Origin of the sequence: Sulfitobacter sp. W074 (assembly GCF_025142275.1) — a bacterium.
In the GTDB taxonomy this organism is placed as follows: Bacteria; Pseudomonadota; Alphaproteobacteria; order Rhodobacterales; family Rhodobacteraceae; genus Sulfitobacter; species Sulfitobacter profundi.
The window spans coordinates 1,676,106-1,703,052 of record NZ_CP081130.1; the positions used below are offsets into that span (position 1 = coordinate 1,676,106).

General features: G+C 61.3%; 21 protein-coding genes. 12 read left to right on the forward strand and 9 right to left on the reverse strand.

Annotated elements, in window-relative coordinates:
- Nucleotides 1–89: 89 nt before the first annotated feature.
- The 8 genes from K3762_RS08300 (at nucleotide 90) to uvrA (ending at nucleotide 12,874) form a co-directional block, all read left to right on the forward strand.
- Nucleotides 90–3,431, forward strand: coding sequence for a DUF3971 domain-containing protein (locus K3762_RS08300; protein WP_260012738.1), 3,342 nt, complete (start codon nucleotides 90–92; stop codon nucleotides 3,429–3,431).
- 44 nt (nucleotides 3,432–3,475) lie between these two features.
- Nucleotides 3,476–4,540, forward strand: a complete 1,065-nt coding sequence (gene queA / locus K3762_RS08305) for a tRNA preQ1(34) S-adenosylmethionine ribosyltransferase-isomerase QueA (RefSeq protein WP_132443541.1) — start codon at nucleotides 3,476–3,478, stop codon at nucleotides 4,538–4,540.
- A gap of 72 nt (nucleotides 4,541–4,612) precedes the next feature.
- Nucleotides 4,613–5,947 (forward strand): MFS transporter, encoded by a 1,335-nt coding sequence (locus K3762_RS08310; RefSeq protein WP_067938394.1) that lies wholly within the window; start codon nucleotides 4,613–4,615, stop codon nucleotides 5,945–5,947.
- 65 nt (nucleotides 5,948–6,012) lie between these two features.
- A complete protein-coding gene (locus K3762_RS08315; RefSeq protein WP_067626556.1) occupies nucleotides 6,013–6,612 on the forward strand; it encodes a DUF924 family protein in 600 nt (199 codons plus the stop codon).
- A gap of 97 nt (nucleotides 6,613–6,709) precedes the next feature.
- Complete coding sequence (lpdA, locus tag K3762_RS08320; protein ID WP_132443540.1) at nucleotides 6,710–8,104, forward strand: dihydrolipoyl dehydrogenase; 1,395 nt, start codon at nucleotides 6,710–6,712, stop codon at nucleotides 8,102–8,104.
- Between the two features lie 72 nt (nucleotides 8,105–8,176).
- Nucleotides 8,177–8,740, forward strand: coding sequence for a methyltransferase domain-containing protein (locus K3762_RS08325; protein WP_240791531.1), 564 nt, complete (start codon nucleotides 8,177–8,179; stop codon nucleotides 8,738–8,740).
- Between the two features lie 6 nt (nucleotides 8,741–8,746).
- Nucleotides 8,747–9,922 (forward strand): MFS transporter, encoded by a 1,176-nt coding sequence (locus tag K3762_RS08330; RefSeq protein WP_132443539.1) that lies wholly within the window; start codon nucleotides 8,747–8,749, stop codon nucleotides 9,920–9,922.
- Nucleotides 9,923–9,988: 66 nt separating this feature from the next.
- Nucleotides 9,989–12,874 carry an excinuclease ABC subunit UvrA gene (uvrA, locus tag K3762_RS08335; RefSeq protein WP_132443538.1) on the forward strand — a complete coding sequence of 962 codons (2,886 nt, stop codon included), beginning with the start codon at nucleotides 9,989–9,991 and terminating at the stop codon, nucleotides 12,872–12,874.
- A gap of 37 nt (nucleotides 12,875–12,911) precedes the next feature.
- Here the strand turns inward: uvrA and K3762_RS08340 are convergent, their stop codons facing one another.
- From K3762_RS08340 to K3762_RS08365, 6 genes are all read right to left on the reverse strand, one after another.
- Nucleotides 12,912–13,985, reverse strand: a complete 1,074-nt coding sequence (locus tag K3762_RS08340; RefSeq protein ID WP_260012741.1) for a transketolase — start codon at nucleotides 13,983–13,985, stop codon at nucleotides 12,912–12,914.
- An 80-nt stretch (nucleotides 13,986–14,065) separates the two neighbouring features.
- Complete coding sequence (gene mmsB, locus K3762_RS08345; RefSeq protein ID WP_260012743.1) at nucleotides 14,066–15,043, reverse strand: 3-hydroxyisobutyrate dehydrogenase; 978 nt, start codon at nucleotides 15,041–15,043, stop codon at nucleotides 14,066–14,068.
- Entirely contained in the window at nucleotides 14,947–15,990 is a 1,044-nt protein-coding gene (locus tag K3762_RS08350; RefSeq protein ID WP_132443537.1) for an enoyl-CoA hydratase/isomerase family protein, read from the reverse strand. The genes mmsB and K3762_RS08350 overlap by 97 nt, the downstream gene beginning before the upstream one ends.
- A 7-nt stretch (nucleotides 15,991–15,997) precedes the next feature.
- Complete coding sequence (locus K3762_RS08355; protein ID WP_260012745.1) at nucleotides 15,998–17,140, reverse strand: acyl-CoA dehydrogenase family protein; 1,143 nt, start codon at nucleotides 17,138–17,140, stop codon at nucleotides 15,998–16,000.
- Nucleotides 17,141–17,221: 81 nt separating this feature from the next.
- Nucleotides 17,222–18,331 carry a carboxylate-amine ligase gene (locus K3762_RS08360; RefSeq protein WP_260012747.1) on the reverse strand — a complete coding sequence of 370 codons (1,110 nt, stop codon included), beginning with the start codon at nucleotides 18,329–18,331 and terminating at the stop codon, nucleotides 17,222–17,224.
- Between the two features lie 52 nt (nucleotides 18,332–18,383).
- A complete protein-coding gene (locus tag K3762_RS08365; RefSeq protein WP_132443534.1) occupies nucleotides 18,384–19,883 on the reverse strand; it encodes a CoA-acylating methylmalonate-semialdehyde dehydrogenase in 1,500 nt (499 codons plus the stop codon).
- Between the two features lie 110 nt (nucleotides 19,884–19,993).
- Between K3762_RS08365 and K3762_RS08370 the strand changes: the two genes are divergently transcribed.
- The 3 genes from K3762_RS08370 (at nucleotide 19,994) to coaD (ending at nucleotide 22,040) form a co-directional block, all read left to right on the forward strand.
- The gene (locus K3762_RS08370; RefSeq protein WP_132443533.1) at nucleotides 19,994–20,914 is read left to right on the forward strand and encodes a LysR family transcriptional regulator; all 921 of its coding nucleotides are present in this window, start codon (nucleotides 19,994–19,996) and stop codon (nucleotides 20,912–20,914) included.
- A 61-nt stretch (nucleotides 20,915–20,975) separates the two neighbouring features.
- Entirely contained in the window at nucleotides 20,976–21,410 is a 435-nt protein-coding gene (locus tag K3762_RS08375; RefSeq protein WP_067941819.1) for a CBS domain-containing protein, read from the forward strand.
- 132 nt (nucleotides 21,411–21,542) lie between these two features.
- Complete coding sequence (gene coaD, locus K3762_RS08380) at nucleotides 21,543–22,040, forward strand: pantetheine-phosphate adenylyltransferase (protein ID WP_067629160.1); 498 nt, start codon at nucleotides 21,543–21,545, stop codon at nucleotides 22,038–22,040.
- 318 nt (nucleotides 22,041–22,358) lie between these two features.
- On the opposite strand, the gene K3762_RS08385 is transcribed toward coaD, so the two are convergent.
- Both K3762_RS08385 and gap read right to left on the reverse strand, forming a co-directional pair.
- On the reverse strand, nucleotides 22,359–22,502 hold the full coding sequence (locus K3762_RS08385; protein ID WP_162931831.1) for a hypothetical protein: 144 nt from the start codon (nucleotides 22,500–22,502) through the stop codon (nucleotides 22,359–22,361).
- A gap of 59 nt (nucleotides 22,503–22,561) precedes the next feature.
- A complete protein-coding gene (gene gap / locus K3762_RS08390) occupies nucleotides 22,562–23,563 on the reverse strand; it encodes a type I glyceraldehyde-3-phosphate dehydrogenase (protein ID WP_120350902.1) in 1,002 nt (333 codons plus the stop codon).
- Between the two features lie 218 nt (nucleotides 23,564–23,781).
- On the opposite strand from gap, the gene K3762_RS08395 reads away from it, so the two are divergent.
- Entirely contained in the window at nucleotides 23,782–24,756 is a 975-nt protein-coding gene (locus tag K3762_RS08395) for a DUF808 domain-containing protein (protein WP_132443532.1), read from the forward strand.
- A gap of 82 nt (nucleotides 24,757–24,838) precedes the next feature.
- Here the strand turns inward: K3762_RS08395 and tkt are convergent, their stop codons facing one another.
- Nucleotides 24,839–26,854, reverse strand: coding sequence for a transketolase (gene tkt / locus K3762_RS08400; RefSeq protein WP_132443531.1), 2,016 nt, complete (start codon nucleotides 26,852–26,854; stop codon nucleotides 24,839–24,841).
- Nucleotides 26,855–26,947: the final 93 nt, after the last annotated feature.

Genomic DNA, 26,947 nt, shown 5'->3' on the forward strand with positions numbered 1-26,947 from the left:
GTGAAGGGTCGTTCAGGGCTGTCATACTGCATCTGATTTGACAACGTCAAAGCCGCCCCCGAAAGCCGCCCTATCCGAACCGGAGCCCGATGCGCGACCCATCCCCTTCCAGCCCCCCTGCGCCAGACGGCGAAGGGTCGTCCCGCCGCAGGCCGCGCCGCCGCGCGGGGATCGCATTGGTTGTGGTGTTGGTGCTATTGGCGGCGCTGGCGACGGGGGCGGCGGTCTATTTCACCGGGCGTCCGATCCCCGCGCCGCTTTGGGTGCAAGAGCGGATCGAGGCGCGGATCGCGACTGCGCTGCCGCAGGCGCGGGTGGATTTCGGCGCGATGGAATTCGTCGTCGACGAAGGCTGGCGGCCGCGCGTGCGGCTGCAAGATATCTTTGTCACCACCCCCGAAGGCGACGAGATCGTCAGTTTCAATGAGTTCAAGGCCAGCCTGTCGATGCGGTCACTGCTGCGCGGTGTGGCACAGCCGCGGGCGATTTCCCTTTCAGGCGTGGTGGCAAACCTGCGCCGGGGGGCGGATGGCCGGGTGAGCCTCTCTGCCGGGGCCGGGATCGCCCCGCCTGAGCGTGAGGCCGCGACCCTGCCGCAACTCATCGGTCAGATCGACGAGGTGCTGGCCGCCCCCGCGCTCTCGGCCCTACGCTCGGTTGAGCTGCGCGCCCTGACCCTGCGGTTCGAGGATGCCCGCGCGGGCCGGGCTTGGACCGGCGATGGCGGGCGGCTGCGCCTGTCGCGCAGCGGCGATCAACTTGACCTGTCGGCCGATCTTGCGGTGCTGAGCGGTGGGGCCGATGTGGCCACGCTCACCGCGAATTACAGCAGCCGCATCGGCCAGAATGCCGCGACCTTTGGTGTGACATTCGACGGGATCGATGCGCGCGACATCGCAGCACAGGGGCCTGCGTTTTCATGGCTAGAGGTGCTGCGCGCCAATATTTCGGGCGCGGTGCGCAGCGGGATCGACAGCGCGGGCCGCTTTGCGCCGATCAACGCATCGCTGCAAATCGGCAAAGGCGTGTTGCAGCCCAACTCACAGACCAAGCCGATCCCCTTTGATGGGGCGCAGAGCTACTTCAGCTATCACCCCGCGCGCCAGCTTTTGCGCTTTGACGAGATGTCACTCGACAGCCCTTGGGTGTCGGGCAACATCACCGGCACTTCGCAACTGGGCGATGTCACGGGGGGCATTCCGGGGCGGATGGTAGGGCAGTTTTCCTTACGCGATCTGCGCGCCAATCCGGCGGAAGTCTACCCCGAGACGGTGGCCTTGGATCAGGCGGATATCGACTTTGAACTCAGCCTCAACCCGTTTCGCCTGAAACTGGGCCGTTTGGAGATCAGCGATCAGGGCCGTAGCCTGCGCCTTAATGGGGCGCTTGTGGCCGAGCCTGAGGGCTGGAACCTGTCGCTCGACGGGCGCATGGACAGGCTGAGCCCGGAGCGTCTGCTGGCGCTCTGGCCCGAGGGGGTGAAACCCAAGACCCGCAAATGGCTCGACGAGAACCTTCATTCAGGCCGGATGCGCAATCTTGATCTGGCGCTGCGCATGGCACCGGGGCAGGTGCCGCAGACCTATGTGGCCTTCGACTACGCCGGGGCCGAGGTGCGGTTTTTGAAAACCCTGCCGCATATCACCGACGGCAGCGGCCATATGAGCCTGCTCGATAATCGTCTTGTCGTCACGGTGGACGCAGGCGAGGTGATCGCGCCGCAGGGCGGGGCGGTGACGCTGGATGGGTCGTCTTTCATCATCCCGGATGTGCGCGTGAAAGACGGCAGCCCTTCGGTGATCCGGCTCAATACCCGGTCAACCCTGACCGCCGCGCTGTCGCTGCTGAACCAGCCGCCGATGCGGGTGATGGACAAGGCCGGGCTGCCGGTGACGCTTGCGGATGGGGAGGCGGTGCTGAAAGGCACGCTGGCGCTGCCGTTGAAAAAGGGCGGCAAGCCCGAAGATGTGCGCTATCACTTCGCGGGGGATTTGCTGTCGCTCTCGACCGATACACTGGTCAAGAACCGCAGCCTTCAGGCCAGCAAACTGGCCATCACCGCCAGCAATGATCGGATCACCATCGGCGGCGAAGGACGTATCGATGGCGTGGGTTTCGACGGGGAATGGTCGCAGGCGATTGCGCCCGGCTCTGACGAAAGCAGGCTGACTGCCCAAGTGGCGCTGACTTCTGCCGGGCTCGAAGCTTTTGGCGTCGCACTGCCCCCCGGCAGCCTTCGCGGGGAGAGCAGCGGACAGATTGCGGTGGACCTCAAGAAAGGCGCGGCACCGCGGTTTTCACTGCAAAGCGATTTGGCGGGCTTGGGCGTTTCCGTGCCGCAGCTATCGTGGTCCAAAGCACCGGCGACCAAAGGCGAATTGCGGCTGGCCGGACGGTTGGGCGAGACGCCGAACATCGACGCCTTTCAACTGAACGCGCCGGGGCTGCGGGTGGCAGGCTCCATTGACCTTGAACCCGGCGGCGCGTTGGACCGAGTGCGGATAGACCGTCTGCGGCGCGGCGACTGGCTTGATATCCCCGTGCAACTGATCGGGCGTGGCAAGGGCAATCCGGTGCAGGTGGTGCTGGGCGGCGGCACGCTGGACATGCGCCGGGCCGAATTCGGCGGGGCCGGGGGGCAAGCCGGACCGCCGATGCGCGTGGCGCTGGACCGGCTGCAAATCACCGATACGATTTACCTCACGAACCTTGCGGGCACCTTTGACACGGCCAAGGGGATGGACGGGTCCTTTACTGCGCGGCTCAACGGCGGCACGCCTGTGCAAGGGCGTGTCCTGCCCCAAGGCGGGCGCAGCGCGGTGCGCGTGGTCTCGGATGATGCGGGCGGGATACTGCGCTCGGCCGGGCTGGTGAAACAGGTCGTCGGGGGCAATCTGTCGCTTACCCTGCTGCCTGTCGGGTCAGGCGGGGCCTTTGATGGGCAGCTTGAGGTCAGCAATGTCGCCATTCAAGACGCGCCCGGGATCGCGGCGCTGGTGAATGCCATTTCGGTCGTGGGGTTGATCAACGAACTCAACGGCGATGGCATTTACTTTGACGATGTTGAGGCGAAGTTTCGCTTGACCCCGAACCGCCTGACCCTGACCGAGGCCAGCGCCGTGGGCGCGTCCTTGGGGCTGTCGATGGATGGGGTCTATGCGCTCGACAGTGGGTTGATCGACATGCAGGGCGTGATCTCTCCGGTCTATATGTTCAACGGGATCGGGTCGCTGTTCACCCGCAAGGGCGAGGGGCTGATCGGGTTCAACTACCGTCTGACCGGCGCCGCGAAAGAGCCGAGCGTCTCGGTTAATCCGCTCTCGGCGCTCACGCCCGGCATGTTCCGCGAGTTGTTCCGCCGCCCGCCCCCAACACCCCCGGCGGTGCAGGGCCAAGCGAATCCGGTTGCCCGGGTGCCAGAGGACCGCTAAGCGCCGGGCGACCTATGCTGCCAGACCAATAGGAACGCCGACCGATGAAGCTCTCCGATTTCGATTTCGACCTGCCCGAGGAATTGATTGCCACGCGCCCCGCCAATCCGCGCAGCTCCGCCCGGTTGCTGGTGGCCGCGGGGGATCAGTTGCATGACCGCCGCGTGACCGACCTGACAGACTGGCTGCGCCCCGGCGACCGTTTGGTGCTGAACGACACTCGTGTGATCCCGGCGCGGCTTTCTGGGCTGCGCCACCGTGCCTCGGCCCAAGGGGCGGTGCAGGCCAAAATCGAAGTCACGCTTTTAGAGCCGCGCGGCGATGGCACGTGGTCGGCGTTGATCAAACCCCTGCGCAAGCTGAAAATCGGCGAAGAAGTCGTCTTTTCCGACGATCTGCGCGCCACGCTTGAGGCGGTGGAAGACGGGCAAGGGCATCTGCGGTTCAACTGCACAGGTGATGATTTCGATGCTGCGCTGAACGCGGCCGGGGCCATGCCGCTGCCGCCCTATATCGCCGCAAAGCGCGCGGCTGACGCGCAGGATATGACGGATTACCAAACCGTCTTTGCCCGCCACGCAGGCGCGGTCGCGGCCCCCACGGCGTCGCTGCATTTCGACGAGGCGCTGCTCGGGGCGCTGGCGGCCAAGGGGGTCACCTTTAGCCATGTCACCCTGCATGTCGGGGCGGGCACCTTCCTGCCGGTCAAGGTCGATGACATTTCCGAGCACAAAATGCACGCCGAATGGGGCCGAGTGAGCGCCGAGGCCGCCAAAGAGATCACCGCCACCCGTGCCGCCGGAGGGCGCGTGATCCCCGTGGGCACCACCGCGCTGCGCCTGATCGAAACAGCGGCGCGCGGCGGGCAGATCGCGGCGTGGGAAGGGGATACCGATATTTTCATCACGCCGGGGTTCGACTTCAATGTGACCGATGGGCTGATGACGAATTTTCACCTGCCCAAATCCACGCTGATGATGCTGGTCTCGGCCCTGATGGGCGTGCAGCAGGTAAAAGACATTTATGCCCATGCCATCGCCGAAAAATACCGTTTCTTTTCATACGGCGATTCCTCTCTTCTGCTGCCTGAGGCGCAAAAACCCGCTTGAATGTCGTTCTAGGGGGTGACTAGCCTGCGATTGCCGTCCATGGGAGGGCTTGGGCGAACAAGGAATTGACCGATGATTCAAGTGGTTTCAAGCGCATGGGCGCTATTGCTGGGCATGTGCCTGTTGATGGTCGGCAACGGCATGCAGGGCACTTTGCTGGGTATTCGCGGCGGCATCGAAGGGTTTTCGACCCTGCAAATGTCGATCGTCATGTCGGCTTACTTCGTCGGTTTTTTAGGCGGGTCGCGGATGGCGCCGGGGATGATCCGGCGTGTGGGCCACGTGCGGGTCTTTGCGGCGCTGGCCTCGCTGATCTCGGCGGTGATGATCCTCTACCCGACATTCCCCAATACCATCGTTTGGTCGCTGGGCCGGGTGCTGATCGGCTTTTGTTTCTCGGCTGTTTACGTGACCGCTGAAAGCTGGCTCAACAATGCCGCCACCAACGAGAACCGGGGGCAGGCGCTTTCGGCCTATATGATCGTGCAAACACTCGGCATCGTCATCGCCCAAGCGCTGTTGCTGACGGCTGACCCGTCGGGCTTTGTGCTCTTTGTTATTCCTTCGGTTTTGGTGAGCATCGCGGTCACGCCGATCCTGCTGTCGATCAGCCCCACACCGCCCTTCGGCACCACCAAACCGATGAGCTTGAGCACCCTGATGGAGACTTCTCCGCTCGGCTGTGTCGGCATGTTCCTTTTGGGCGGTGTTTTCTCGGCGCAGTTCGGCATGGCGGCGGTTTACGGTGCCGAGGCAGGGCTGAGCGTCGCGCAGATCTCACTTTTCGTGGCGGCCTTCTTTGTCGGTTCGGTGATCCTGCAATATCCCATCGGCTGGATTTCTGACCGGATGGACCGACGCAGCCTGATCGTCATCACCGCGCTGATCGGTGGCGCGGGCTCCATGGTCGGCATGATGCTGGGGCATATCTTTCCGATCCTGCTCGCTACGGCCTTTGTTGTGGGCGGCATGTCGAATCCGCTTTACTCGCTGATTATGGCCCATACCAACGATTTCCTCGAACAAGAGGATATGGCCGCGGCCTCGGGTGGGATGTTGTTTATCAACGGCTTAGGTGCCGTCCTTGGCCCGGTGATTACCGGTTGGATGATGGGCACGGCTCTGGGGCCGGGGGGCTTTTACCTCTTTACCGCCGTGCTCTTTGCCGCGCTGGCCGGCTATGCTTCCTACCGTAAGACGCAGCGTGCTGCGGTTCCGGTGGACGAAACGGGCAACTACGTGCCGATTTACCCCTCTGCCACCGCGGTGGCCGTGGAAATCGCGCAAGAGTATGCCATTGAATCGGAACAGGAAGCCGCCGAAGAAGCTGCCCAAGAAAACGCCGAAGCTGACAAAAACGCCCCTGATAGCGATAACGATGTCGCGGATGACATAAAACGTGACTAGGCTTTTGGGGTAAGACGTTCTTAACTTTAACGAAACGCCCAGATGACGGCAAAGGAGTGTGCGGGATGGCTGCCACAAATGCAGAACCCCAAGATGTACTGAATTTCTGGCTCAAGGACGTGGGTCCGGCGGGATGGTACAATAGTTCCGATGCGCTGGACGCCGAGATCCGCAGCCGTTTCGAGGGGCTCTGGAGTGAGGCAGAGGCGGGCAAGCTGAACCATTGGCTGACCAATCCTACCGACGCGCTGGCCTTTTTGATCGTGACCGATCAATTCCCGCGCAATATGTTCCGCGATACCGGCAAGGCATTTGCCAGCGATCGTATCGCGCTCGCGGCCGCGAAGCTGGGGATCGAGAAGGGCTGGGACATGCGCGTGGAAGCGCCCGAGCGGCAGTTTTTCTACCTGCCGCTGATGCATTCAGAGAACCTCTGCGATCAGGACCGTTGCGTGCGTTTGATGTGCGAACGGATGCCGGAAAGCAATGGCAGCAACCTGCTGCACGCCCGCGCGCACCGCGAAGTGATCCGTCAGTTTGGCCGCTTTCCCTACCGAAACGCGGCGCTGTCGCGCAGTTTCACCGCGCAGGAGACCTCTTATATCGACGAGGGCGGATATGGCCGGACCGTCAAACAGCTGCGTGAAAATCTGCAAGCGGCCTGAGCTTCGGCAGGGCAGGGTAAATTCGCGTGGTTGTGGCGATTGCAAATATGGTTTAGCGGTAAACTATATTTGCAAACCCTAACGCGAGGTCCTTGCCATGGCTGCCAAATCCTTTGATCTGATCGTGATCGGTGCGGGGCCGGGCGGCTATGTCGCCGCCATCCGTGGCGCACAGCTAGGCCTGAAGGTCGCGGTTGTTGAGCGAGAAAATCTGGGCGGCATCTGCCTCAACTGGGGCTGTATCCCCACCAAGGCGCTGCTGCGCTCTGCCGAAGTGTTTCACCTGATGCACCGCGCCAAGGACTTTGGTCTGGCAGCGGATAAGATCGACTATGATCTCGAAGCGGTGGTCAAACGCTCGCGTGGCGTCGCCAAGCAGATGGAAGGCGGGGTCAAACATCTGCTGAAGAAGAACAAGGTCGACGTCTTCATGGGCGAAGCCTCGATCCCGGCAAAGGGCAAGGTCTCTGTCAAAACTGACAAGGGCAGCGAAGAGTTGACGGCCAAGAACATCGTTCTGGCAACCGGCGCCCGCGCCCGCGAACTGCCGGGGCTCGAGGCGGATGGCAAGCGCGTCTGGACCTACCGCCACGCCTTGCAGCCCGTCCATGACCCCAAGAAGCTACTGGTCATCGGCTCCGGCGCCATCGGGATCGAATTCGCCAGCTTCTACAACACACTCGGCGCTGACACGACCGTGGTCGAGGTGATGGACCGTGTTCTGCCAGTAGAAGATGAAGAAATCTCTAAATTCGCCAAGAAGGCGTTTGAGAAGCAGGGCATGACCATCATGCAAAAGGCCACGGTCAAGAAACTCGACCGTGCGGACGACAAGGTTACCGCCCATATCGAACGTGACGGCAAAGTCGAAAAGCTTGAGTTCGACACCGTGATCTCTGCGGTTGGCATTGTCGGCAATACCGAAGGTCTGGGCCTGGAAGAACTTGGCGTCAAAGTTGACCGGACCCATGTGGTGACGGACAAATATTGCCGCACAGGTGTCGACGGGCTCTATGCCATCGGCGACATCGCTGGTGCGCCGTGGCTTGCGCATAAAGCGAGCCATGAAGGGGTGATGGTGGCCGAACTCATCGCGGGCCAGAAACCACATCCCGTCAAACCCGAAAGCATCGCCGGTTGCACCTATTGCCATCCGCAGGTCGCCTCTGTCGGCCTGACCGAGGCGAAGGCCAAAGAGCAAGGCTATGACATCAAGGTTGGTCGCTTCCCCTTTATCGGCAATGGCAAGGCCGTGGCCTTGGGGGAGCCGGAAGGGCTGGTGAAAACCATCTTTGATGCCAAAACTGGCGAACTTCTGGGCGCGCATATGGTCGGGGCCGAGGTGACCGAGCTGATCCAAGGCTACGTCGTGGGCCGCCAGTTGGAGACCACCGAAGAAGACCTGATGAACACCGTCTTCCCGCATCCAACACTCAGCGAGATGATGCACGAATCCGTGCTCGACGCCTTTGACCGCGTGATCCACATGTAACGCGGGCGGGGCAGGGTGCATTGACCGCGCCTCGCCCCGCCGCAATTTGGCCAATCCGTCGGGAGCCATGTCGTGGTCAGCCTTAACCGTGTCGTCATGCACCGCAGCAGCCGTCGGCTGATTGGCCGTTTGAACCCGGCGACGCTGGATGCCGCCGAAATCTCTGGCAGGTTCGGTAAGCGCTTCGCATTCAAGAGCTATATCCAGTTTGGCTACCCGGCTTATGACATCTGCGCAGGTCCATTTACCGACCCCGAAACCAGTGCCGTGCGGCAGTTTGATCTGATCCTCGCCAATCAGGTCTGGGAGCATCTTGACCGGCCTTATACGGCGCTGGCCCATGTGCAACAGATGCTCAGAGCGGGCGGGTATTTCTGGATCGCTGTTCCGTTTTTCATCCCCTTTCATGCGGCCCCCAATGACAATTCGCGCTGGTCCGCACGGGGGCTGAAGAACTTGCTGATCGAAGCCGGCTTCGACGAGAGCCGGGTCATCGCGCGACAATGGGGTAACCGTGCCGCCGCCGCCCGCAATCTTGAACCCGACTGGCCGCCGCGTTTCGATAAAAACACGGATGACCTGACTAACGATCCCGAAATGCCGCTTTGCGCTTGGGCGCTGGCCCAGAAGAACTGAGAGCTAATGGCTGACCAAACCTCCTTTCCGCGCGTGTTCGCGCTTTGGGCCGCGGGCCTGGGGGCGGCGGCGCAATATGGTAAGATGAGCGTCATCTTCGACCTGCTTCCAAAGATTTATCCGCAGGCCGGAGCGTCGCTGGGCTTCTTGGTTTCAATGGTGGGCGGTGTCGGTATCCTCCTTGGCGTTGTGGCGGGGCTGGTGGTCGCCCGTATCCGCTACCGTCGCGCGCTGCTATTTGCCCTGTGGCTGGGCGCGGCTGTATCGGCCTTTCAGGCGCTGCTGCCGGGGTTTGGTTGGATGCTGGCCAGCCGCGTGGTCGAAGGGCTGTCGCATCTGGCCATCGTCGTTGCCGCGCCGACGTTGATTGCGCAACTCAGTACCGTGAAGGACCGTGGGTTTACCCTGACCCTCTGGGGCACCTTCTTTGGCGTGGCTTTCGCGATCCTGACCCTCATAGGCCGCCCGCTTGCGCTGACATGGGGCGTGCCTGCGCTTTTCGCCGTCCACGCGCTCTATATGGCGGGCTGTGCGCTGGTGCTTTCCGGCAGCTTACGCAGTCTGCCGGACGAGGGCCCTCAGCCGCCATTCTCTTTGCCGCAGATACTGCGTGATCACCTCGCGATCTACCGCTCTCCCTTCCTTTCCGCCCCGGCGGTGGGTTGGCTGTTCTATACATTCAGTTTCGTTTCCATCCTCACTGTCTTGCCGCCCTACCTCCCGGAAGCATGGCGCGCGCCCACCATGGCGGCCATGCCGCTGACCAGCATCGCGGTCTCGATGACCATCGGCGTCGCGTTGCTCCGCCGTCTACCGGCGGTCTCTGTTGTGCAAACTGGTTTTGCCCTTTCCGCCCTTTCTATGCTTTGGCTCTGGCTCGCGCCCGGCGCGCCCTTGGCCTGTTTGGCACTGGCTGGGGCCATGGGGCTGATCCAAGGCGCAAGTTTTACCGCGGTCGCGCAACTCAACAGCGGCCCCGCCGCGCAGGCGCAGGCAAACGGCGCAGTGGCGCAGATGGGGAACCTTGGAAACAGCCTTGGCACACCGGTCATGGCGTTCGGGTTAGCGAGCTTTGGCGGCGCGGCCTTGCCTTTATTGGCGGGTGGGGCCTTTGTTATGGGGCTGGTGGCACATCTCCTCCTTGGTGCGGCCCGACGTCGCAGTCGGTGCGTTCCTGTTTAGTTCTCACTTTTCCGTTGGAAAACACTGCATCAGCACCTATGTACAAACCGTTAAGAGGGGCATGTCATGGCTGAGCTGAAGAACATCGAAGTGCGCGGCGCGCGCGAGCACAATCTAAAGAACATCGACGTGGATATTCCGCGTGACCAACTGGTTGTAATTACCGGGCTTTCCGGCTCGGGCAAGTCGAGCCTTGCCTTCGACACGATCTATGCCGAAGGGCAGCGGCGCTATGTGGAATCACTGTCGGCCTACGCGCGGCAGTTCCTTGATATGATGCAAAAACCGGATGTGGATCACATTTCCGGTCTCAGCCCCGCGATTTCAATCGAACAGAAGACCACCTCAAAGAACCCCCGATCCACCGTCGGCACGGTGACCGAGATTTACGACTATCTGCGGCTGTTGTTCGCCCGCGTCGGCACCCCCTATAGCCCGGCCACCGGCAAACCCATCGAAGCCCAGCAGGTGCAGGACATGGTCGACCGGATCATGACCATGGAAGAGGGCACGCGGGCCTATCTGCTGGCGCCGATTATTCGCGACCGCAAAGGCGAATACCGCAAAGAGTTCATAGAATTGCGCAAGCAAGGCTTTCAACGGGTCAAGGTGAACGGTGAATTCTACGATCTGGATGAGCCGCCGACGTTGGACAAGAAATTCCGCCATGACATTGATGTTGTCGTCGACCGGATCGTGGTGCGCGAAGGGCTGGAAACGCGCCTGGCGGACTCGCTGCGCACGGCGCTCGACCTTGCCGATGGCATCGCCATTCTCGAAACGGCGCCCAGTGAAGGCGAGCCCGAGCGTCATACGTTTTCGGAAAAATTTGCCTGCCCTGTCAGTGGCTTCACCATTCCCGAGATTGAGCCGCGACTGTTTTCCTTCAACGCGCCTTTTGGGGCTTGCCCCTCTTGTGATGGCCTTGGGGTCGAGCTCTTTTTTGACGAGCGTTTGGTGGTGCCGGATCAGAACCTGAAAATCTATGACGGGGCCTTGGCGCCTTGGCGTAAGGGGAAGTCCCCGTACTTTAAGCAAACCATCGAAGCCATTGCGAAACATTATAATTTTGACCAAAAGACCCGCTGGAAAGACTTGCCTGAGAAGGTGCAAGAGGTGTTCCTTCGTGGTTCCGGCAAAGAAGAGATTACCTTCCGCTATGACGAAGGCGGGCGCGTTTATGAGGTCAAGCGCGTGTTTGAGGGGGTGATCCCCAATATGCAGCGCCGCTACCGCGAAACGGACAGCAACTGGGTCCGCGAGGAGTTTGAGCGCTATCAGAACAACCGCCCCTGTGGCACCTGTGGCGGCTATCGCTTGCGGCCCGAAGCGCTTGCGGTACGGATTGGCCCCACGACTGGCAATGAGAACGAGTTGCTCCACATCGGTAAGGTGGTGGAGATGTCGATCCGTGAAGCCTTTGACTGGTGCAAGGCGGTACCAGACCATCTGACCCCGCAAAAGAATGAAATCGCGAAAGCCATTCTAAAGGAAATCCGGGAACGTCTTGGGTTTCTAAATAACGTGGGTCTTGAGTACCTTACGATGTCGCGTTCAAGTGGTACTTTAAGTGGTGGCGAGAGCCAGCGAATCCGCTTGGCAAGCCAGATTGGCTCTGGCCTGACGGGCGTGCTTTACGTGCTTGATGAACCGTCGATCGGGCTGCATCAGCGCGATAATGACCGATTGCTGGATACCTTGAAGAACCTGCGGGATCAGGGAAATACGGTGATCGTTGTAGAGCACGACGAAGAGGCCATCCGCGAGGCTGATTATGTGTTCGACATTGGGCCGGGTGCTGGGGTTCACGGCGGGCAAGTGGTAAGCCATGGCACGCCTGAACAGGTGGCTAATGATCCGAATTCTGTTACTGGTCAGTATCTTACCGGCGTTCGTGAAATCTCGGTCCCGGCGAAGCGGCGCAAGGGGAACAAGAAGAAGCTGCAGGTCGTGAAGGCCACCGGCAACAATTTGCAGAATGTGACAGTAGATTTCCCGCTGGGTAAATTCGTCTGTGTTACGGGCGTGTCGGGGGGCGGCAAATCCACCCTCACGATCGAAACCCTGTTCAAAACCGCTTCGATGAACCTGAACGGCGCGCGGCAGACACCTGCGCCTTGTCAGACCATCAAAGGGTTGGAACATCTCGACAAGGTCATCGATATTGACCAGCGGCCCATCGGTCGGACTCCGCGTTCGAACCCAGCGACCTACACCGGGGCCTTCACGCCGATCCGGGATTGGTTCGCCGGTTTGCCGGAAGCGAAAGAGCGCGGCTATAAGCCCGGGCGTTTCTCTTTCAACGTCAAAGGCGGGCGTTGCGAGGCCTGTCAGGGTGACGGGGTCATTAAGATTGAGATGCACTTCCTCCCTGATGTTTACGTGGAATGCGAGACCTGCAAAGGCGCGCGCTATAACCGCGAGACGCTGGAGGTGAGGTTCAAGGGTAAGAGCATCGCCGATGTTCTCGATATGACGGTGGAAGATGCGCAAAGCTTCTTTGCCGCCGTGCCGTCGATCCGTGAAAAGATGGATGCGCTGATGCGCGTGGGGCTGGGTTATATCAAGGTCGGACAGCAGGCCACGACCCTGTCGGGCGGTGAGGCGCAGCGGGTGAAGCTCAGCAAGGAGTTGAGCAAACGCTCCACCGGGCGCACGCTTTATATCCTTGATGAACCGACAACGGGTCTGCATTTCGAAGACGTGCGCAAGCTGTTGGAAGTGCTGCACGAATTGGTCGATCAGGGCAATTCCGTGGTTGTGATTGAGCATAACCTAGATGTGGTGAAAACCGCCGATCATATTATTGATATCGGCCCTGAAGGCGGTAACGGCGGTGGCCGGGTTGTGGCTACAGGGACGCCCGAAAAGGTCGCGGACGTGGCCGAAAGCCATACCGGCAAGTACCTCAAGCCGATGCTGTATAAGCAAACAAAAGTGGCGGCGGAATAACCGCCGCCACTTGGTTGGCTTGGCCTGCGGCGTGTCCTTACAACACGGCACGGGCGATGCGGATCAGTTGCAGCGTCTCATAAGCGCTATCGCGCAGCGAAATCACCTGCCCATTCAGTACCGCGTAGTTATAGCCTTCTTCCGGCTCGGCCAGACGGTAGAGATTGATGAGGTCCGCCTGCGTCAGCGCGGCGGTCGGAGCGATGTTCACACCTGAGCCAATGGTGGGCACCCGCGCCAATTCGTTGATACGCAGCAGGGCGGTGTGATCTTCGTTGCTGAGCAGCACCGGCTGACCATCGATCAGCGCGTAGCGATGGCCAGCAGGCGCGGCATCAAGGCTGTAGAGCTGTGCGATCTGGTTGGACTCCAGTAGGAGCAACTCGCGTTCGGTCAGCGGATCGGCCTCAAGATAGGGTTGCCGCCGCGCTTCCAGCAGAGTGTCCAGCTCGTCGTCGGAATAGCTGGCCCATTGTTCATAGGTCACGCCCTGTTTTGCCAGTCCGGGGGGCACGCAGGGCGGGTCTTTCTTGGCCAGACCGGGGGGGCAGTTGCGATAGGTAATCAGCTCGTCCTCGGGCACGGCGGCTGCGTTCAATTCAGGCGCGGCCAAGGCAAGCGCCGCCGCACCGAGGATAGCGGCCATGTCACGCCCTTCGGGCGCCGGGGTGTTCAAAAGACGGGTGACCACAGTCTCGCGGTCCTGCGTAAAGCGGGTCACGCGCTCATCAAAGTCGGCGCGGTCCATGCCCTTGGGCAGTTTGACCTCATCGCCTTTGATCTTGACCTTATCACCGTTGATTTTGATCTCGATCTTATCGTCTTTCTTGTCTTTTTTGGCTTTCTTCTCTTTGTGCTTCTCGGCCTTTTCCTCGCGCTTTTCTCTCTTCTTCTCGGCCTTCTTTTCCTGCTTGTCCTTCTTCTTGGCCTTTTTGTCTTTCTTGTCTTTGCCCTTATCGCCCTTGTCGTCTTTGGCGAGCCAAAGCGTCTCAGGGCCGCTGCTGTCAAAGGCAACCGCGGGCTGGGCCGGGGCAAAGCCGGTTCCGGCGGCGGCCAGCGGGCCGGTCGCGCAGGCGGTGGTCAGGATTGTGGTAATGAGCAGGCGTCGCATCAGGTGATTTCCTCAGATGGGGTCATTCTGAAGTTAACGCCTGCTCGGGTCATGTCGTTCCCGCGTGGGGGGCGGTCGGCTTAACCTTGCCAGCCGCGCTGCTCAAAACGGGGCAGCATGGCAGAGAAGTCTTTGCCCTTGCCGCCTTCTTCCTCGACGAAACGGGTGTAGAGTTCCTTGGCCAGCGCGCCCATCGGCGTGTCGGCATTGGCCATTTCCGCGGCCTGTTGGGACAGCCCCAGATCTTTGAGCATCAGCTCTGCCGCGAACCCCGGTTTGTAGTCGTTGTCGGCAGGCGATTGGGGGCCGACGCCGGGGGCCGGGCAATAGGCGTTCATCGACCAAGAATAGCCCGAAGACGTGCTGACCACATCGAACATCCGTTCGCGATCAAGGCCCAGTTTGTCAGCCAGTGCAAAGGCTTCGCAGGTGGCGATCATCGTGGCGCCAAGGATCATGTTGTTGCAGATTTTCGCCGCTTGGCCTGCGCCCGCATCGCCGCAATGAACGGCTTTCTGACCCATGATGTCGAACAGCGGTTTGGCCTTTTCAAAGGCCGCCTCCGCGCCGCCCGCCATAAAGGTGAGCGTGCCGCCCTGCGCGCCGCCGATCCCGCCAGAGACGGGGGCATCCACAAAGAGCAATCCGGCCTTCTGCGCCGCCTCTGCCGCGAAACGCGCGCTTTCGACGTCGACGGTGGAGCAATCGATCAGCAGCGCGCCCGCTGCCATATGTGCGACCGCTTCTTCGGCCACTTGGCGCAGGATTGCGCCGTTGGGCAGCATGGTGATGACCACATCGGCATCCCCGACCGCCTCGGCGATGGTCTTGGCCTCGGCGACCCCTCCGGCGGTGGTGCCGGCCACGTCATTGCCGCGCACGGTATGACCAGCGGCGGCGAGATTGGCGGCCATGGGCCCGCCCATATTGCCCAGACCGATGAAACCGATTGTAAGATTGCTCATGAATTTTCCTCCAACTTCAATTCGTTGTCGCCCAAGGGGGCGAGCATGGCGTCGATATCGGCCTGCGGCACGTCCCAGTCGGCGTGTTGCCATTTGGGGCTGCGGTCCTTGTCGATGATCGCGGCGCGCACACCTTCGATGAAATCGCCTTTTTCCAGTGACCGCGCGGTGAAACGGTATTCCTGTTCCAGTGCCGGGACCATGCCGATGTCGGGGCCGCGCAGGCGGCGCAGCATCTCAAGCGTGCAGGCCATCGACAGGGGGGAGTTGCGGCGCAGGGTTTTCACTGTTTCTGCGGCGAAACCGCTGTCGGACATCGCAAGCGCCGCGTCGATTTCACTGAGGCTTTCGGCATGAAAGAGGCGGTCCACCTCCTCTTGAACCTCTGCGAGCGTGGACGGGGGCGGGGTGCTTGCCGCGCGGTCGAGAATGAAGGGATCACCGTTCTCTTCCAGTTGCGCGATAAGATCGGGCCATTCGGCTTGCGCGATAAAATAATCCGCGAAACCGGCGTGGAGCACGTCGCCCGCGCCCATCCGCGCACCGGTGAGGCCAAGGTATTCGCCCATCCGTCCCGGTGCCTGTGCCAGCAGCAGTGTGCCGCCCACGTCGGGCACCAGACCGATGCCGCATTCGGGCATGGCGATCTTGCTGCTTTCGCTCACCACCCGGTGCGAGCCGTGGCAGCCGATGCCGACCCCGCCGCCCATGGTGAAGCCCTGCATGAAGGAGATCACCGGCTTGGGAAAGCCGTGCAGCTTGTTATTAAGCCGGTATTCATCGGCCCAAAAACGGCGGGCGAAGTCGAAATCCCCATCCTTGCCCGTTTGGTAGAGCTGCGCCACGTCACCGCCCGCGCAAAAGGCTTTTTCACCCTCGGCATTCAGAACGATCACGGCGACCTCAGGGTCATCGCGCCAGTCGTCGATCGCCTTTTCGATGGCGATGCACATGTCGTAGCTCAGCGCGTTCAGCGCTTTGGGCCGGGTGAGTGTGATGCGTCCGGCGCGGCCCGCTTTGCGGATGTGGATATCACTCATGGGGGCCTCAGCGGTTCTTGAGCATGTCGCGGGCAACGATCACGCGCATGATCTCATTCGTGCCCTCAAGGATCTGGTGCACCCGCAGGTCGCGGACCAGTTTCTCGATCCCGTAGTCGGCAAGGTAGCCATAGCCGCCGTGCAACTGCAGACATTGGTCGACGACCTTGCTGCCGGTCTCAGTCACGAATTTCTTGGCCATAGCGCAGAACTTGGTCGCATCCGGCGCGCCAGTGTCGAGCTTCCACGCCGCTTGGCGCAGGAAGGTGCGCGCGGCTTGCAACTCGATCTCCATATCGGCAAGGCGGAATTGCAGCCCTTGGAACTGGTCGATGCTCTGGCCAAAGGCTTTGCGGTCGCCCATGTACTCCAGCGTCTTGGTCAGCGCAGTTTGCGCGGCCCCGAGCGAGCAGGCCGAGATGTTCAGCCGCCCACCGTCGAGGCCCGCCATCGCGTATTTGAAGCCTTTGCCCTCTTCGCCAACAAGGTTCTCCGCACCGACCTTGCAGTCATCAAACTGCACCAGCGCCGTCGGTTGGCTGCGCCAGCCCATCTTGTCTTCTAGCCCGCCAAAGCTGAGACCCGGCGTGCCATCCTCGACATAGACTGTCGAGACACCCTTAGCGCCGTCATCCGACGTACGCACCATGGTGACATAGGCATCCGAATAGCCCCCGCCTGAGATGAAAGCCTTGGTGCCGTTCAGCGTGTAGCCGTCGTTTGTGCGCGCGCAACGGGTCTTGAGCGCCGCCGCATCTGAGCCGGAGCCCGGTTCGGTCAGGCAATAGCTCAGCACGGTTTCCATCGTGAGCACCTTGGGCATCACGCGTTCTTTCATCTCGTCACTGGCAAAGGTGTCGAGCATCTTGGCGCACATGTTGTGGATCGACAGGAACGCCGCGACCGAGGGGCAGGCCATCGACAGCGCCTCAAAGACCAGCGTGGCGTCCAGACGTGTGAGCCCCGCGCCGCCGGTCTCTTCAGAGACATAAAGCCCGCCGAACCCCAATGCGCCGATCTCTGGCCAAAGCTCTTTGGGGATGGTGCCGTCTTTCTCCCATTGGTGGGCGTGGGGCGCGATATTCTCCTGCCCGAATGCATGGGCCATGTCGAAAATGGCGGTCTGTTCCTCGTTCAATGCGAAATCCATCGCGGCTCCTCCCTGAAGTCATGTGTCCTTGGAACTGAACACTTGTTTAATTCTATCAGCCGAAAGGTGCCGCAACAAGCGTCACAGATCGGCGTGGTATTCCTCGATCAGATGGCGGACGACGGCCTCGCCGCCCTTTCCCTCGGCTGCGTCGGCCCAGACCTTGCGCTGCCGCTCAGCCGATGTGCCCTTAGCGACGACATCGCGCAGGGCGCAGACCTCATCGAGACAGCGAAGCGCTTCGGCGTCCTCGGCCAGCAGTTCGACGATCTCTTCGAAAAGGGTGTCAAAGCCCTTCATCTTTTGATCGCCAAAATCGATTAGGCTGTCACGCGTGCCATACCGTTGGGCACGCCAGCGGTTTTCGGAGATCAGAAAACGGTCATATTTGCGCCAGCTCTGGTTCGCGTCGCGCAGCCTAAGGAGCATTCGGCACAGCGCTTGGGTCAGTCCGGCCAAGCCCAAGCTATGGGCCATGCGCGGCTGCACGTCGAAAATACGCGTCTCCAGCGTCGGGTAATGAACCGACGGGCGTAGATCCCACCAGACTTTCGAAGCGTCTTCGATAATATCCAAGTCAACGAGCGTATCGGTCGTGCGCTGATATTCCGCCCAGCTGTCAAACTGCGGCGGCAGCCCGGTGCGGGGCATGTTGTCCATCACCGACATGCGGTAGGAGGCAAGTCCGCTGTCTTCGCCCTGCCAAAGGGGGGAGGACGCGGAAAGCGCAAGCAGATGCGGCAGGAAATAGGAAAGCTGCGGCATCAGGTCGATCCGCAGATCGTCGCCTTCGAGGCCAACATGGACATGCATGCCACAGATCAGCATCCGCCGAGCGATGTTTTCCAATTCGCTTTCAAGCTGGGTATAGCGTTGTTTTTCCGTAGTTTCCTGCGCCTTCCAATCTGAGAACGGATGGCAACCCGCGGCGATCGGTGCGAGATTGTGCTTGTCTGACAGTTCGGCAATTGTGCGGCGCAGGTGGCGCAAATCTTCGCGGGCCTCGGCCACAGTCTCGCAGGGTTTGGTGCCGATCTCGATCTGGCAGGCAAGAAACTCGGGGCTGACCTGATCTTGCAGCGCCTCTCGGCAGGCGGTCATCAGAGCGTCGGGCACATCGGCCAGTGCCAATGAATCCTTATCAACGAGCAGGTATTCTTCTTCGATTCCGATGGTGAACGTGGACTGCATGGCTCTGGCCTCCGGCAGGGGCCGGCCGCCCGAAGGCGGCCGGCGGGATGGATCACTCCATCACGGGGATGGAGAACTCGCCACCCTCTTTAATGCCCGACGGCCAGCGGGCCGTCACGGTCTTGGTGCGGGTGTAGAATTTAAACGCATCCGGGCCGTGCTGGTTCAAATCGCCAAAGACGGATTTCTTCCAGCCGCCGAAGGTGTGATAGGCCAGCGGCACCGGGATCGGTACGTTGATGCCGACCATGCCGACGTTGATCCGGTTGGCAAAGTCACGCGCGGCGTCACCGTCGCGGGTATAGATCGCGGTGCCGTTGCCGTACTCGTGGTCCATGGCAAGGCCGATGGCCTCTTCGTAGGTCTGGGCACGCACACAGGTCAGCACGGGGCCAAAGATTTCCTGCTTGTAGATGTCCATGTCCTTAGTCGCGCGGTCAAACAGGTGCGGGCCGACGAAATAGCCGTTCTCATAGCCCTGCAGTTTGAAGTCACGCCCGTCGACGACCAGTTCAGCACCCTGATCGATGCCGGTCTGAACCAGACGCTCGATGTTGGCCTTAGCAGCGGCGGTCACGACGGGGCCATAGTCCACATCGTTGCCCGCGGTGTAGGGGCCGACTTTCAGTTTTTCGATGCGCGGCACCAGCTTTTCAATCAAGCGGTCGGCGGTCTCATCGCCCACCGGCACGGCCACGGAAATCGCCATGCAGCGTTCGCCAGCGGCACCGTAGCCCGCGCCGATCAGCGCGTCTGCGGCTTGGTCCATATCTGCGTCGGGCATGATGATCATGTGGTTCTTGGCACCGCCGAAACACTGCACGCGCTTGCCGTTGGCACAGCCGGTGGCATAGATGTATTCGGCAATCGGGGTCGAGCCCACAAAGCCCACCGACTGGATCACGTCATGGTGCAGGATCGCATCGACCGCTTCTTTGTCGCCATTGACGACTTGGATGATGCCCTTGGGCAGACCGGCTTCTTCCAGCAGTTCGGCCAGCATCAGAGGGACGGAGGGGTCACGCTCGGACGGCTTGAGGATGAAGGCGTTGCCGCAAGCGATGGCGGGGGCGAACATCCACATCGGGATCATGGCGGGGAAGTTGAAGGGCGTGATGCCTGCGGTCACACCAAGCGCTTGGCGCATGGAGTACATGTCGATGCCGGGGCCGGCGCTGTCGGTGAAATCACCTTTCAGCAGTTCGGGTGCGCCGATGCAGTATTCCACCACTTCAAGACCACGCTGCACGTCGCCTGCAGCGTCGGGCAGGGTCTTGCCGTGCTCACGGCTCAGCGCCTCGGCCAGCTTGTCCATGTCGCGGTTCAGCAGGGAGACGAACTTCATCAGCACGCGGGCGCGGCGCTGTGGGTTGGTCGCGGCCCATTTGGGCTGGGCGGCGGCGGCGTATTCGACGGCTTTGTTCAGCTCTTCGCCATTGGCCAGCGGCACTTTCGCCTGCACTTCGCCGGTGGCGGGGTTCATCACATCGGCAAAGCGCCCGGAGGTGCCTTTGACGTGTTCGCCGTTCAGGTAGTGGGTCATCTCTTGCATGATCGGTCTCCTCTTTGGTTGGCGGCACGATAGCCTTGCAAAAAGCAATGGAACAGAGGAAGGATGGCAAAACCGTCTTGCATTTTTGCAAAACCAAAGAAAGCAGGCCATTGGATCAGAACTGGGACGACCTGCGGCTGTTTCTGGCCGTGGCGCGGGAAGAGAGCCTGTCGGGCGCGGGCAAATTGCTGCGGCTGGATCCGGCAACGCTGGGCCGCCGCATGGCGCGTTTGGAAAAGGCGTTGCAGACCGTGCTCTTCGTCAAATCGCCACAGGGCTATATGCTGACCGAAGCAGGCAGTGATCTGATGCAACGGGCCGAGCGGGCCGAGCAGGCGATGCGCGCCGCCACCGCCGGGGTACCGGTGCAAAGCGATCAACTCTCGGGGCAGATCCGGGTCGGCGCGCCCGATGGGGCGGCGAACTATCTGTTGCCGCAGGTCTGTGCGGCCATTGCGGCAAAAAACCCCGATCTGGACGTGCAGATCATCGCATTGCCGCGCGTCTTTAACCTGTCCCGGCGCGAGGCGGATATGGCGATCGGGGTGAGCGCGCCCACGGCGGGGCGGCTGGTGGTGCAGAAAGTGACGGATTACCATCTCCATCTTGCGGCCGCGGAAAGCTATCTCGCACGCTACCCCGAGGTGACCTCGGTCGGCGATCTGCAAGGGCACCGGATGGTCGGCTATATCCCGGATATGATCTTTGATCGGGAGTTGGACTACCTCGCCGACCTCGGCATCAGCCGCGTGGCCTTGGCATCAAATTCCGTCTCCGTTCAGGTGCGGATGATCCAACAGGGGGGCGGGATCGGCATCGCGCATGACTTCTCGCTTGCCGCAACCCAAGGCGTGCGGCGCATTCTGACGCAGGCCGTCAGCCTCAAGCGGGCCTTTTACCTGATCCGCCATGCCGACGACCGTCGCAACGCCCGGCTGGCGGCTTTTGCCGAGGCGCTGGCCGCCGGGCTTCGGGCCGAGACTGCCCGGCTGGAGGCCGAAGCCGCGCAGAAGACTGCGCCAAAAGCTTGACATGAAAGGATTTCGCGGTGACGCTGGAGGGGACTTTGCCCTGCATCAAAGGAGGCGCCAGATGCTCGTATCGCAGATTCTCAAGACCAAGCCCGATGGCAAGGTGGTCACGGCCAAACCCGGATTGGCGATCTCTGAGGCGGCGGCGATGCTGGCTGAAAAGCGGATCGGGACGCTGGTGATCTCAGCCGATGGCAAGACGCCGGATGGGATTCTGTCTGAGCGGGACATCGTGCGCGAACTGGGCCGTTCGGGCGCGGGCTGCCTGCAGCAGGCGGCTGAGAGCATCATGACCCGCAAACTGGTGACCTGTAGCCGGGATGATCGCTCTGACGCGGTGTTGCAACAGATGACCGACGGGCGGTTTCGCCATATGCCCGTTCTGGAAGACGGGGAACTCGTGGGGCTGATCTCTCTCGGCGACGTGGTCAAGGCGCAGTTGCAGGAACTGTCGATGGAGAAGCAGGCCCTCGAAGGCATGATCATGGGCCACTGAAGCGTTTTCAGGAGCCACGACAGGGCGGTTCTGCGGACTGACCGCGGGGCAGTGCTACCGCTAACCGACTTGCGCTTGCGGCGGTGAAATGCTTGGCTGCGCCGCAACGCAGCAGATACGCAGGACAATTACATGCGCATAGCCCTCTACCCCGGTACGTTCGACCCGATCACGCTGGGGCATATCGATATCATCCGCCGCGCCGCTCGTATGGTCGATCGGCTGGTGATCGGCGTGGCAATCAACCGCGACAAGGGGCCCTTGTTTAGTCTTGAGGAACGTGTCGCGCTGATTGAAGCGGAATGCGTGCAATTGGCCGAAGAGACCGGCGTTGAGATCGTGGTGCACCCTTTCGAGAACCTGCTGATCGACTGCGCGCGCGATGTCGGGGCGCAGACCATCGTGCGCGGTCTGCGGGCCGTGTCGGATTTTGAGTATGAGTTCCAGATGGTTGGCATGAACCGGCAGCTGGACGATTCTATTGAGACGGTCTTTCTGATGGCCGAGGCCACCCATCAGGCCATTGCCAGCAAACTGGTGAAAGAAATTGCGCGACTTGATGGGGATGTCAGCAAATTTGTGACCCCAGCGGTGAACGAAGTGCTGATTGAGCGCTTTGCGCGGAAGTAGCGTCCTGAGTAGAGAGCGGGCCGTGTGCGGCGCGGTTCTGCGCGGTATTTTTAAAAGGATGAAGGGGAGGGGCGTGGCGCGTGAGTGGCGGCCGCGTCTTTTTGTCGTCAGCGGCGTTGGGCGGCTATGATAACGGCTGGGGCCAGCATGCCGTGGGAGACGCCCCCTTCGTTGTCAAACCTTGGCAAAACCTACAGTAGATTGCCTTGGTGCAGCGCCGTTTGATCGGTGGCGTGGTGGAAATCGGTTGAGACCAGTTTTCGGTTCGTGACCGATAGCGATGGGACAGAAAAGAAGGAATTTGCGCCGCCGCTTGCCTTACCGCCAGAAGGCAACCCATTCGATCAATTCAAAGAGTTTTTTGCCGAGATAGATCATATGGTCCGCGCCATAGGCATAGAGGTCGACCAGCATCGCCCCGGCGATGACGAGGGCCAGCACGATGGCGATGGAATTGGTCATGGCGCGGCTCCGGGCGGGGGTTGGCCTGATATTACAGCCACGCCCCCGCCGTGCAAGCCTTAGCCCAACTGGCCCATGGCAACGGCCACATCGGCCATGCGGACCGAGAAGGCCCATTCGTTGTCATACCAACCGAGCACGCGCACGGTGCGGCCTGCGACGACGATGGTCTGGTCGGGGGCGAAGATGCAGCTTTGCTCCGTATGGTTGAAGTCGATGCTGACTTTCTGTTCGGGATCATAGGCCAGCACACGTTTCATCGGGCCATCGGCAGCGGCGCGGGCGGCGGCGTTGATCTCTTCCACCGTTACGTCGCGGCTGGCTTGGAAGGTCAGGTCAACGGCGCTGACGTTGGGGGTGGGCACGCGCATGGCGGTGCCGTCGAGCTTACCTTTGAGCGCGGGAAGCACTTCGCCTAGAGCTTTGGCAGCCCCGGTGGAGGTGGGGATCAGGGCCATGGCAGCGGCGCGGGCGCGGTAAAGGTCATCGTGGCGTCGGTCGAGCGTCGGCTGGTCGCCGGTGTAGCTGTGGATCGTCGTCATCAGGCCGCTTTCGATGCCCACGGCGTCGTGCATGACTTTGGCCAGGGGCGCGAGACAGTTGGTGGTGCAAGACCCGTTTGAGATCATTCGGTCGGAAGCGGTCAACTGGTCGTCATTCACGCCGTAGACGATTGTCTTATCGACATTTTTGCCGGGCGCGGAGAGCAGTACGCGTTTGGCGCCGTTCTTAAGGTGAACGTTGGCTTTGTTGCCGTCGTTGAACTTGCCGGTGCATTCCAGAACCACGTCACAGCCGGACCAGTCCAGTTCTTCGAGGTTATAGCTCGACATCATCTCGATGTCGTTTTGGCCGAGGTTCATATAGCCGCCGTCGACAGAGACTTCGCCGGGAAAACGGCCATGGACGGAATCGTATTTGATGAGATGCGCGGCGGTGCTGAGCGGGCCAGTGGCGTTCACCTTGATCACTTCGATGTCATCGCGCCCCGAGGCTGCGATATGGCTGAGGGTGCAGCGGCCGATGCGGCCAAATCCGTTGATGCCAACTTTGATGGTCATGGTGCATTCCTTGTCATGGGCCGCGCGATCGGGGGCCGTATGTCGGGGTTGCGGGCTCTATATCTGGGGTAGGCAGTCAGGGGAAAGGGGCAAAGCTAAATGATTTCCGGATGTTAGCGTTAAACCTGCATGTTAGCGGTAAAGGTCGCTCCGGCTTCGGACTTGCCAGATGGGCTGCACATGCTACTTCGGTTGCAACACGCAAAAAGGGGCATGGAATGAGCGGTTTACTGGCACTTGTGGATGATGTGGCGGCCATCGCCAAGGTTGCGGCGGCAAGCGTGGATGATGTGATCGGGCAGGCGGCCAAGGCGGGCTCGAAGGCGGCGGGCGCGGTGATCGACGACGCGGCCGTGACGCCGAAGTATCTGCATGGGTTCAAGGCCGAACGTGAGCTGCCGGTGATCTGGCGGATCACCAAAGGGTCTTTGCGCAACAAATTGGTGTATCTGCTCCCAGTGGGGCTGCTGTTGGCGAATTTCGCGCCATGGGCGATTCCGCCTTTGTTGATGCTGGGCGGGGCTTACCTGTGTTTCGAGGGGGCCGAGAAGGTTGCCCATGCGCTTGGCTGGGGGCACGGGCACGAGGATTATCCCGATAAGGAGAAGGTCGTCGAAGACCCCGCACAGCTGGAAGAGAAGAAGGCAGCAGGCGCGATCAAGACTGACTTTATCCTCTCGGCGGAGATCATGACCATCGCCCTGTCCGCGATCCCCGAAAGTAACTTTTGGATGGAAGCGGCCACGCTGGCGGCGGTGGCGGTGATGATCACTATCGCGGTCTATGGCTCCGTCGCTTTGATCGTCAAAATGGATGATCTGGGGCTGGTGATGGCGAACCGGGGGCGTTTTGGCCTGACGCGTAGCGTGGGCCGCGGGCTGGTGCGCGGGATGCCGGGGTTCCTGAAACTGCTCACTGTTGTTGGCACGGCGGCCATGCTGTGGGTCGGCGGGTCGATCATCATTCACGGGTTGGAGCAGATGGGCTTTGCCGCGCCCTACAACTGGATCCACGACATCGCGGTCGCCGTCGGTCACGCGGTCCCGGCCCAGTTCGAGGGGGCGGTCGAATGGATCACCACGGCGGGGATTGATGGGCTCTTTGGTCTGGCGCTTGGTCTGGTGCTGATCCCGATCGGGGAAAAGATCGTCACGCCGATATGGCGCAAGGTCTTTCACAAGGCCGCTGTGTAAACCGCAGGCCAGAGGGTAGAACAACGAAAAGGGGGCGACGGATAGTCCGTCGCCCCCTTTTTTGTACCATATGATCCGTGGCTCAGAGCAGTGCTTTGGCTTTCTGAGCGACATTCTCAGCAGTAAAGCCGAACCGTTCGAACAGTTCTTCGGCCGGGGCAGAGGCACCGAAACGGTCCATGCCGACGAAATCGGCCTTGCCGTATTTGCCGCGCTCGCCAAAGAGCCACTGGTCCCAGCCCTGACGCATGCCTGCCTCAACGCCAACACGCACGGCACCACCGGGCAGCACGCGCTTGCGATAGGCTTCATCCTGCGCGGCGAAAAGTTCCATACAAGGCATAGAGACGACGCGGGTGCCGATGCCTTCGGCCTGCAGCAGATCACGCGCAGCCAGTGCCACATGCACTTCCGAACCGGTGGCGATCAGGATCACCTGACGCTTGCCCTCGGCATCGGCCAAGACATAGGCGCCTTTTTCGGTGAGGTTGTTGTTCTTATGCTCAAGACGCACGGTCGGCAGGCCCTGACGGGTCAGCGACAGAACCGACGGCGTGGTTTTCGAGGTGAAGGCAATCTCCCAAGCCTCCGCCGTTTCCACCGCGTCGGCGGGGCGGAAGACATAGGTGTTGGGTGTCGCGCGGCTGATCGCCAGATGCTCGACCGGCTGGTGGGTCGGGCCATCTTCGCCAAGGCCGATGCTGTCATGGGTCATGACAAAGGCCGTGGGAATTTGCATCAGCGCCGCCAGACGCATCGAAGGACGCGCGTAGTCGGTGAAGCACATGAAGGTGCCGCCATAGGGACGGATGCCGCCGTGCAGCGCCATGCCGTTCATCGCCGCCGCCATGCCGTGCTCGCGGATGCCCCAGTAGACATAGCGCCCGCCGCGGTTGTCCACATCAAAGACGCCCAGATCGGAGGTCTTGGTGTTGTTGGAGCCGGTCAGGTCCGCCGAGCCGCCAACCGTTTCGGGCAGGATCGGGTTCAGCACTTCGAGGGCTTTTTCGCTCGCTGCGCGGGTCGCCATTTTGGGCGCGCTCTCGGTGATCTGCTTTTTGAAGGCTTTGACGGTCGCGCTCATCTTTTTGGGCGCGTCCAAAGCCAAGGCGCGGTTAAACGTCTCGCGCTTGGCGCGGGGCATCTTGTCGAAACGCTCTTCCCAGTCGCGGCGCGTGTCGGCGCCGCGTTTGCCGATCTCTTCCCATGCGGATTTCACGTCAGCGGGCACTTCGAAGGGGCCGGTTGTCCAGCCGTAGGCCTTTTTGGCCTCGGCCATCTGGTCGGCGTCTGTCAAAGCGCCGTGGCCTTTCGAGGTGTCCTGCGCCGCGTGGCCCAGAGCAATATGGGTCTTGCAGGCGATCATCGTCGGCAGGTCAGTGGCTTTCGCCTCGGTCAGGGCCGCGTCGATCTCATCGGGGTTGTGGCCGTCGATCTCGATCACATGCCACTGCGCGGCTTTGAAACGCGCGACCTGATCGGTGTTGTCCGACAGGGTCACCGGGCCGTCGATGGTGATGTTGTTGTTGTCCCACATCACGATGAGCTTGCTCAGTTTGTGGCGGCCGGCGAGGGTGATCGCCTCTTGGCTCACGCCTTCCATCAAGCAGCCGTCGCCCGCGATGACATAGGTGTGGTGATCCACGACCTTTGCCCCGTACTGGGCGCGCAGCATCTCTTCGGCCATGGCGAAACCGACCGAATTGGCGATACCTTGGCCGAGCGGGCCGGTGGTGGTTTCAATCGCGTCGGCGAGAAAGTTCTCCGGGTGCCCGGCTGTGCGCGCGCCCATCTGGCGGAAATTCTTCAGCTCTTCGATGGGGAACTGCTCGTAGCCCGTCAGGTGCAGCAGTGAATAGATCAGCATGGAGCCGTGGCCCGCAGACAGGATGAAGCGGTCACGATCAGGCCAAAGCGGGTTCGCCGCGTCAAACTTGAGGTGCTTTTCGAAAAGCACGGTTGCCACATCGGCCATGCCCATCGGCATGCCGGAGTGGCCCGAATTGGCGGCGGCGACGGCATCGAGGGTCAGCGCGCGAATGGCGGTGGCCTTGGACCAGTGATCGGGGTTTGCGCGTGCGAGGGCTGTCAGATCCACGGGGCGTTCCTTTGCGGCTGTGGCAGATTGGGCCTGTGCATACCAGCGATCGGGCAAAGTTCAAGCACAACCGGGCGCCAGCAGCGGTGTGCG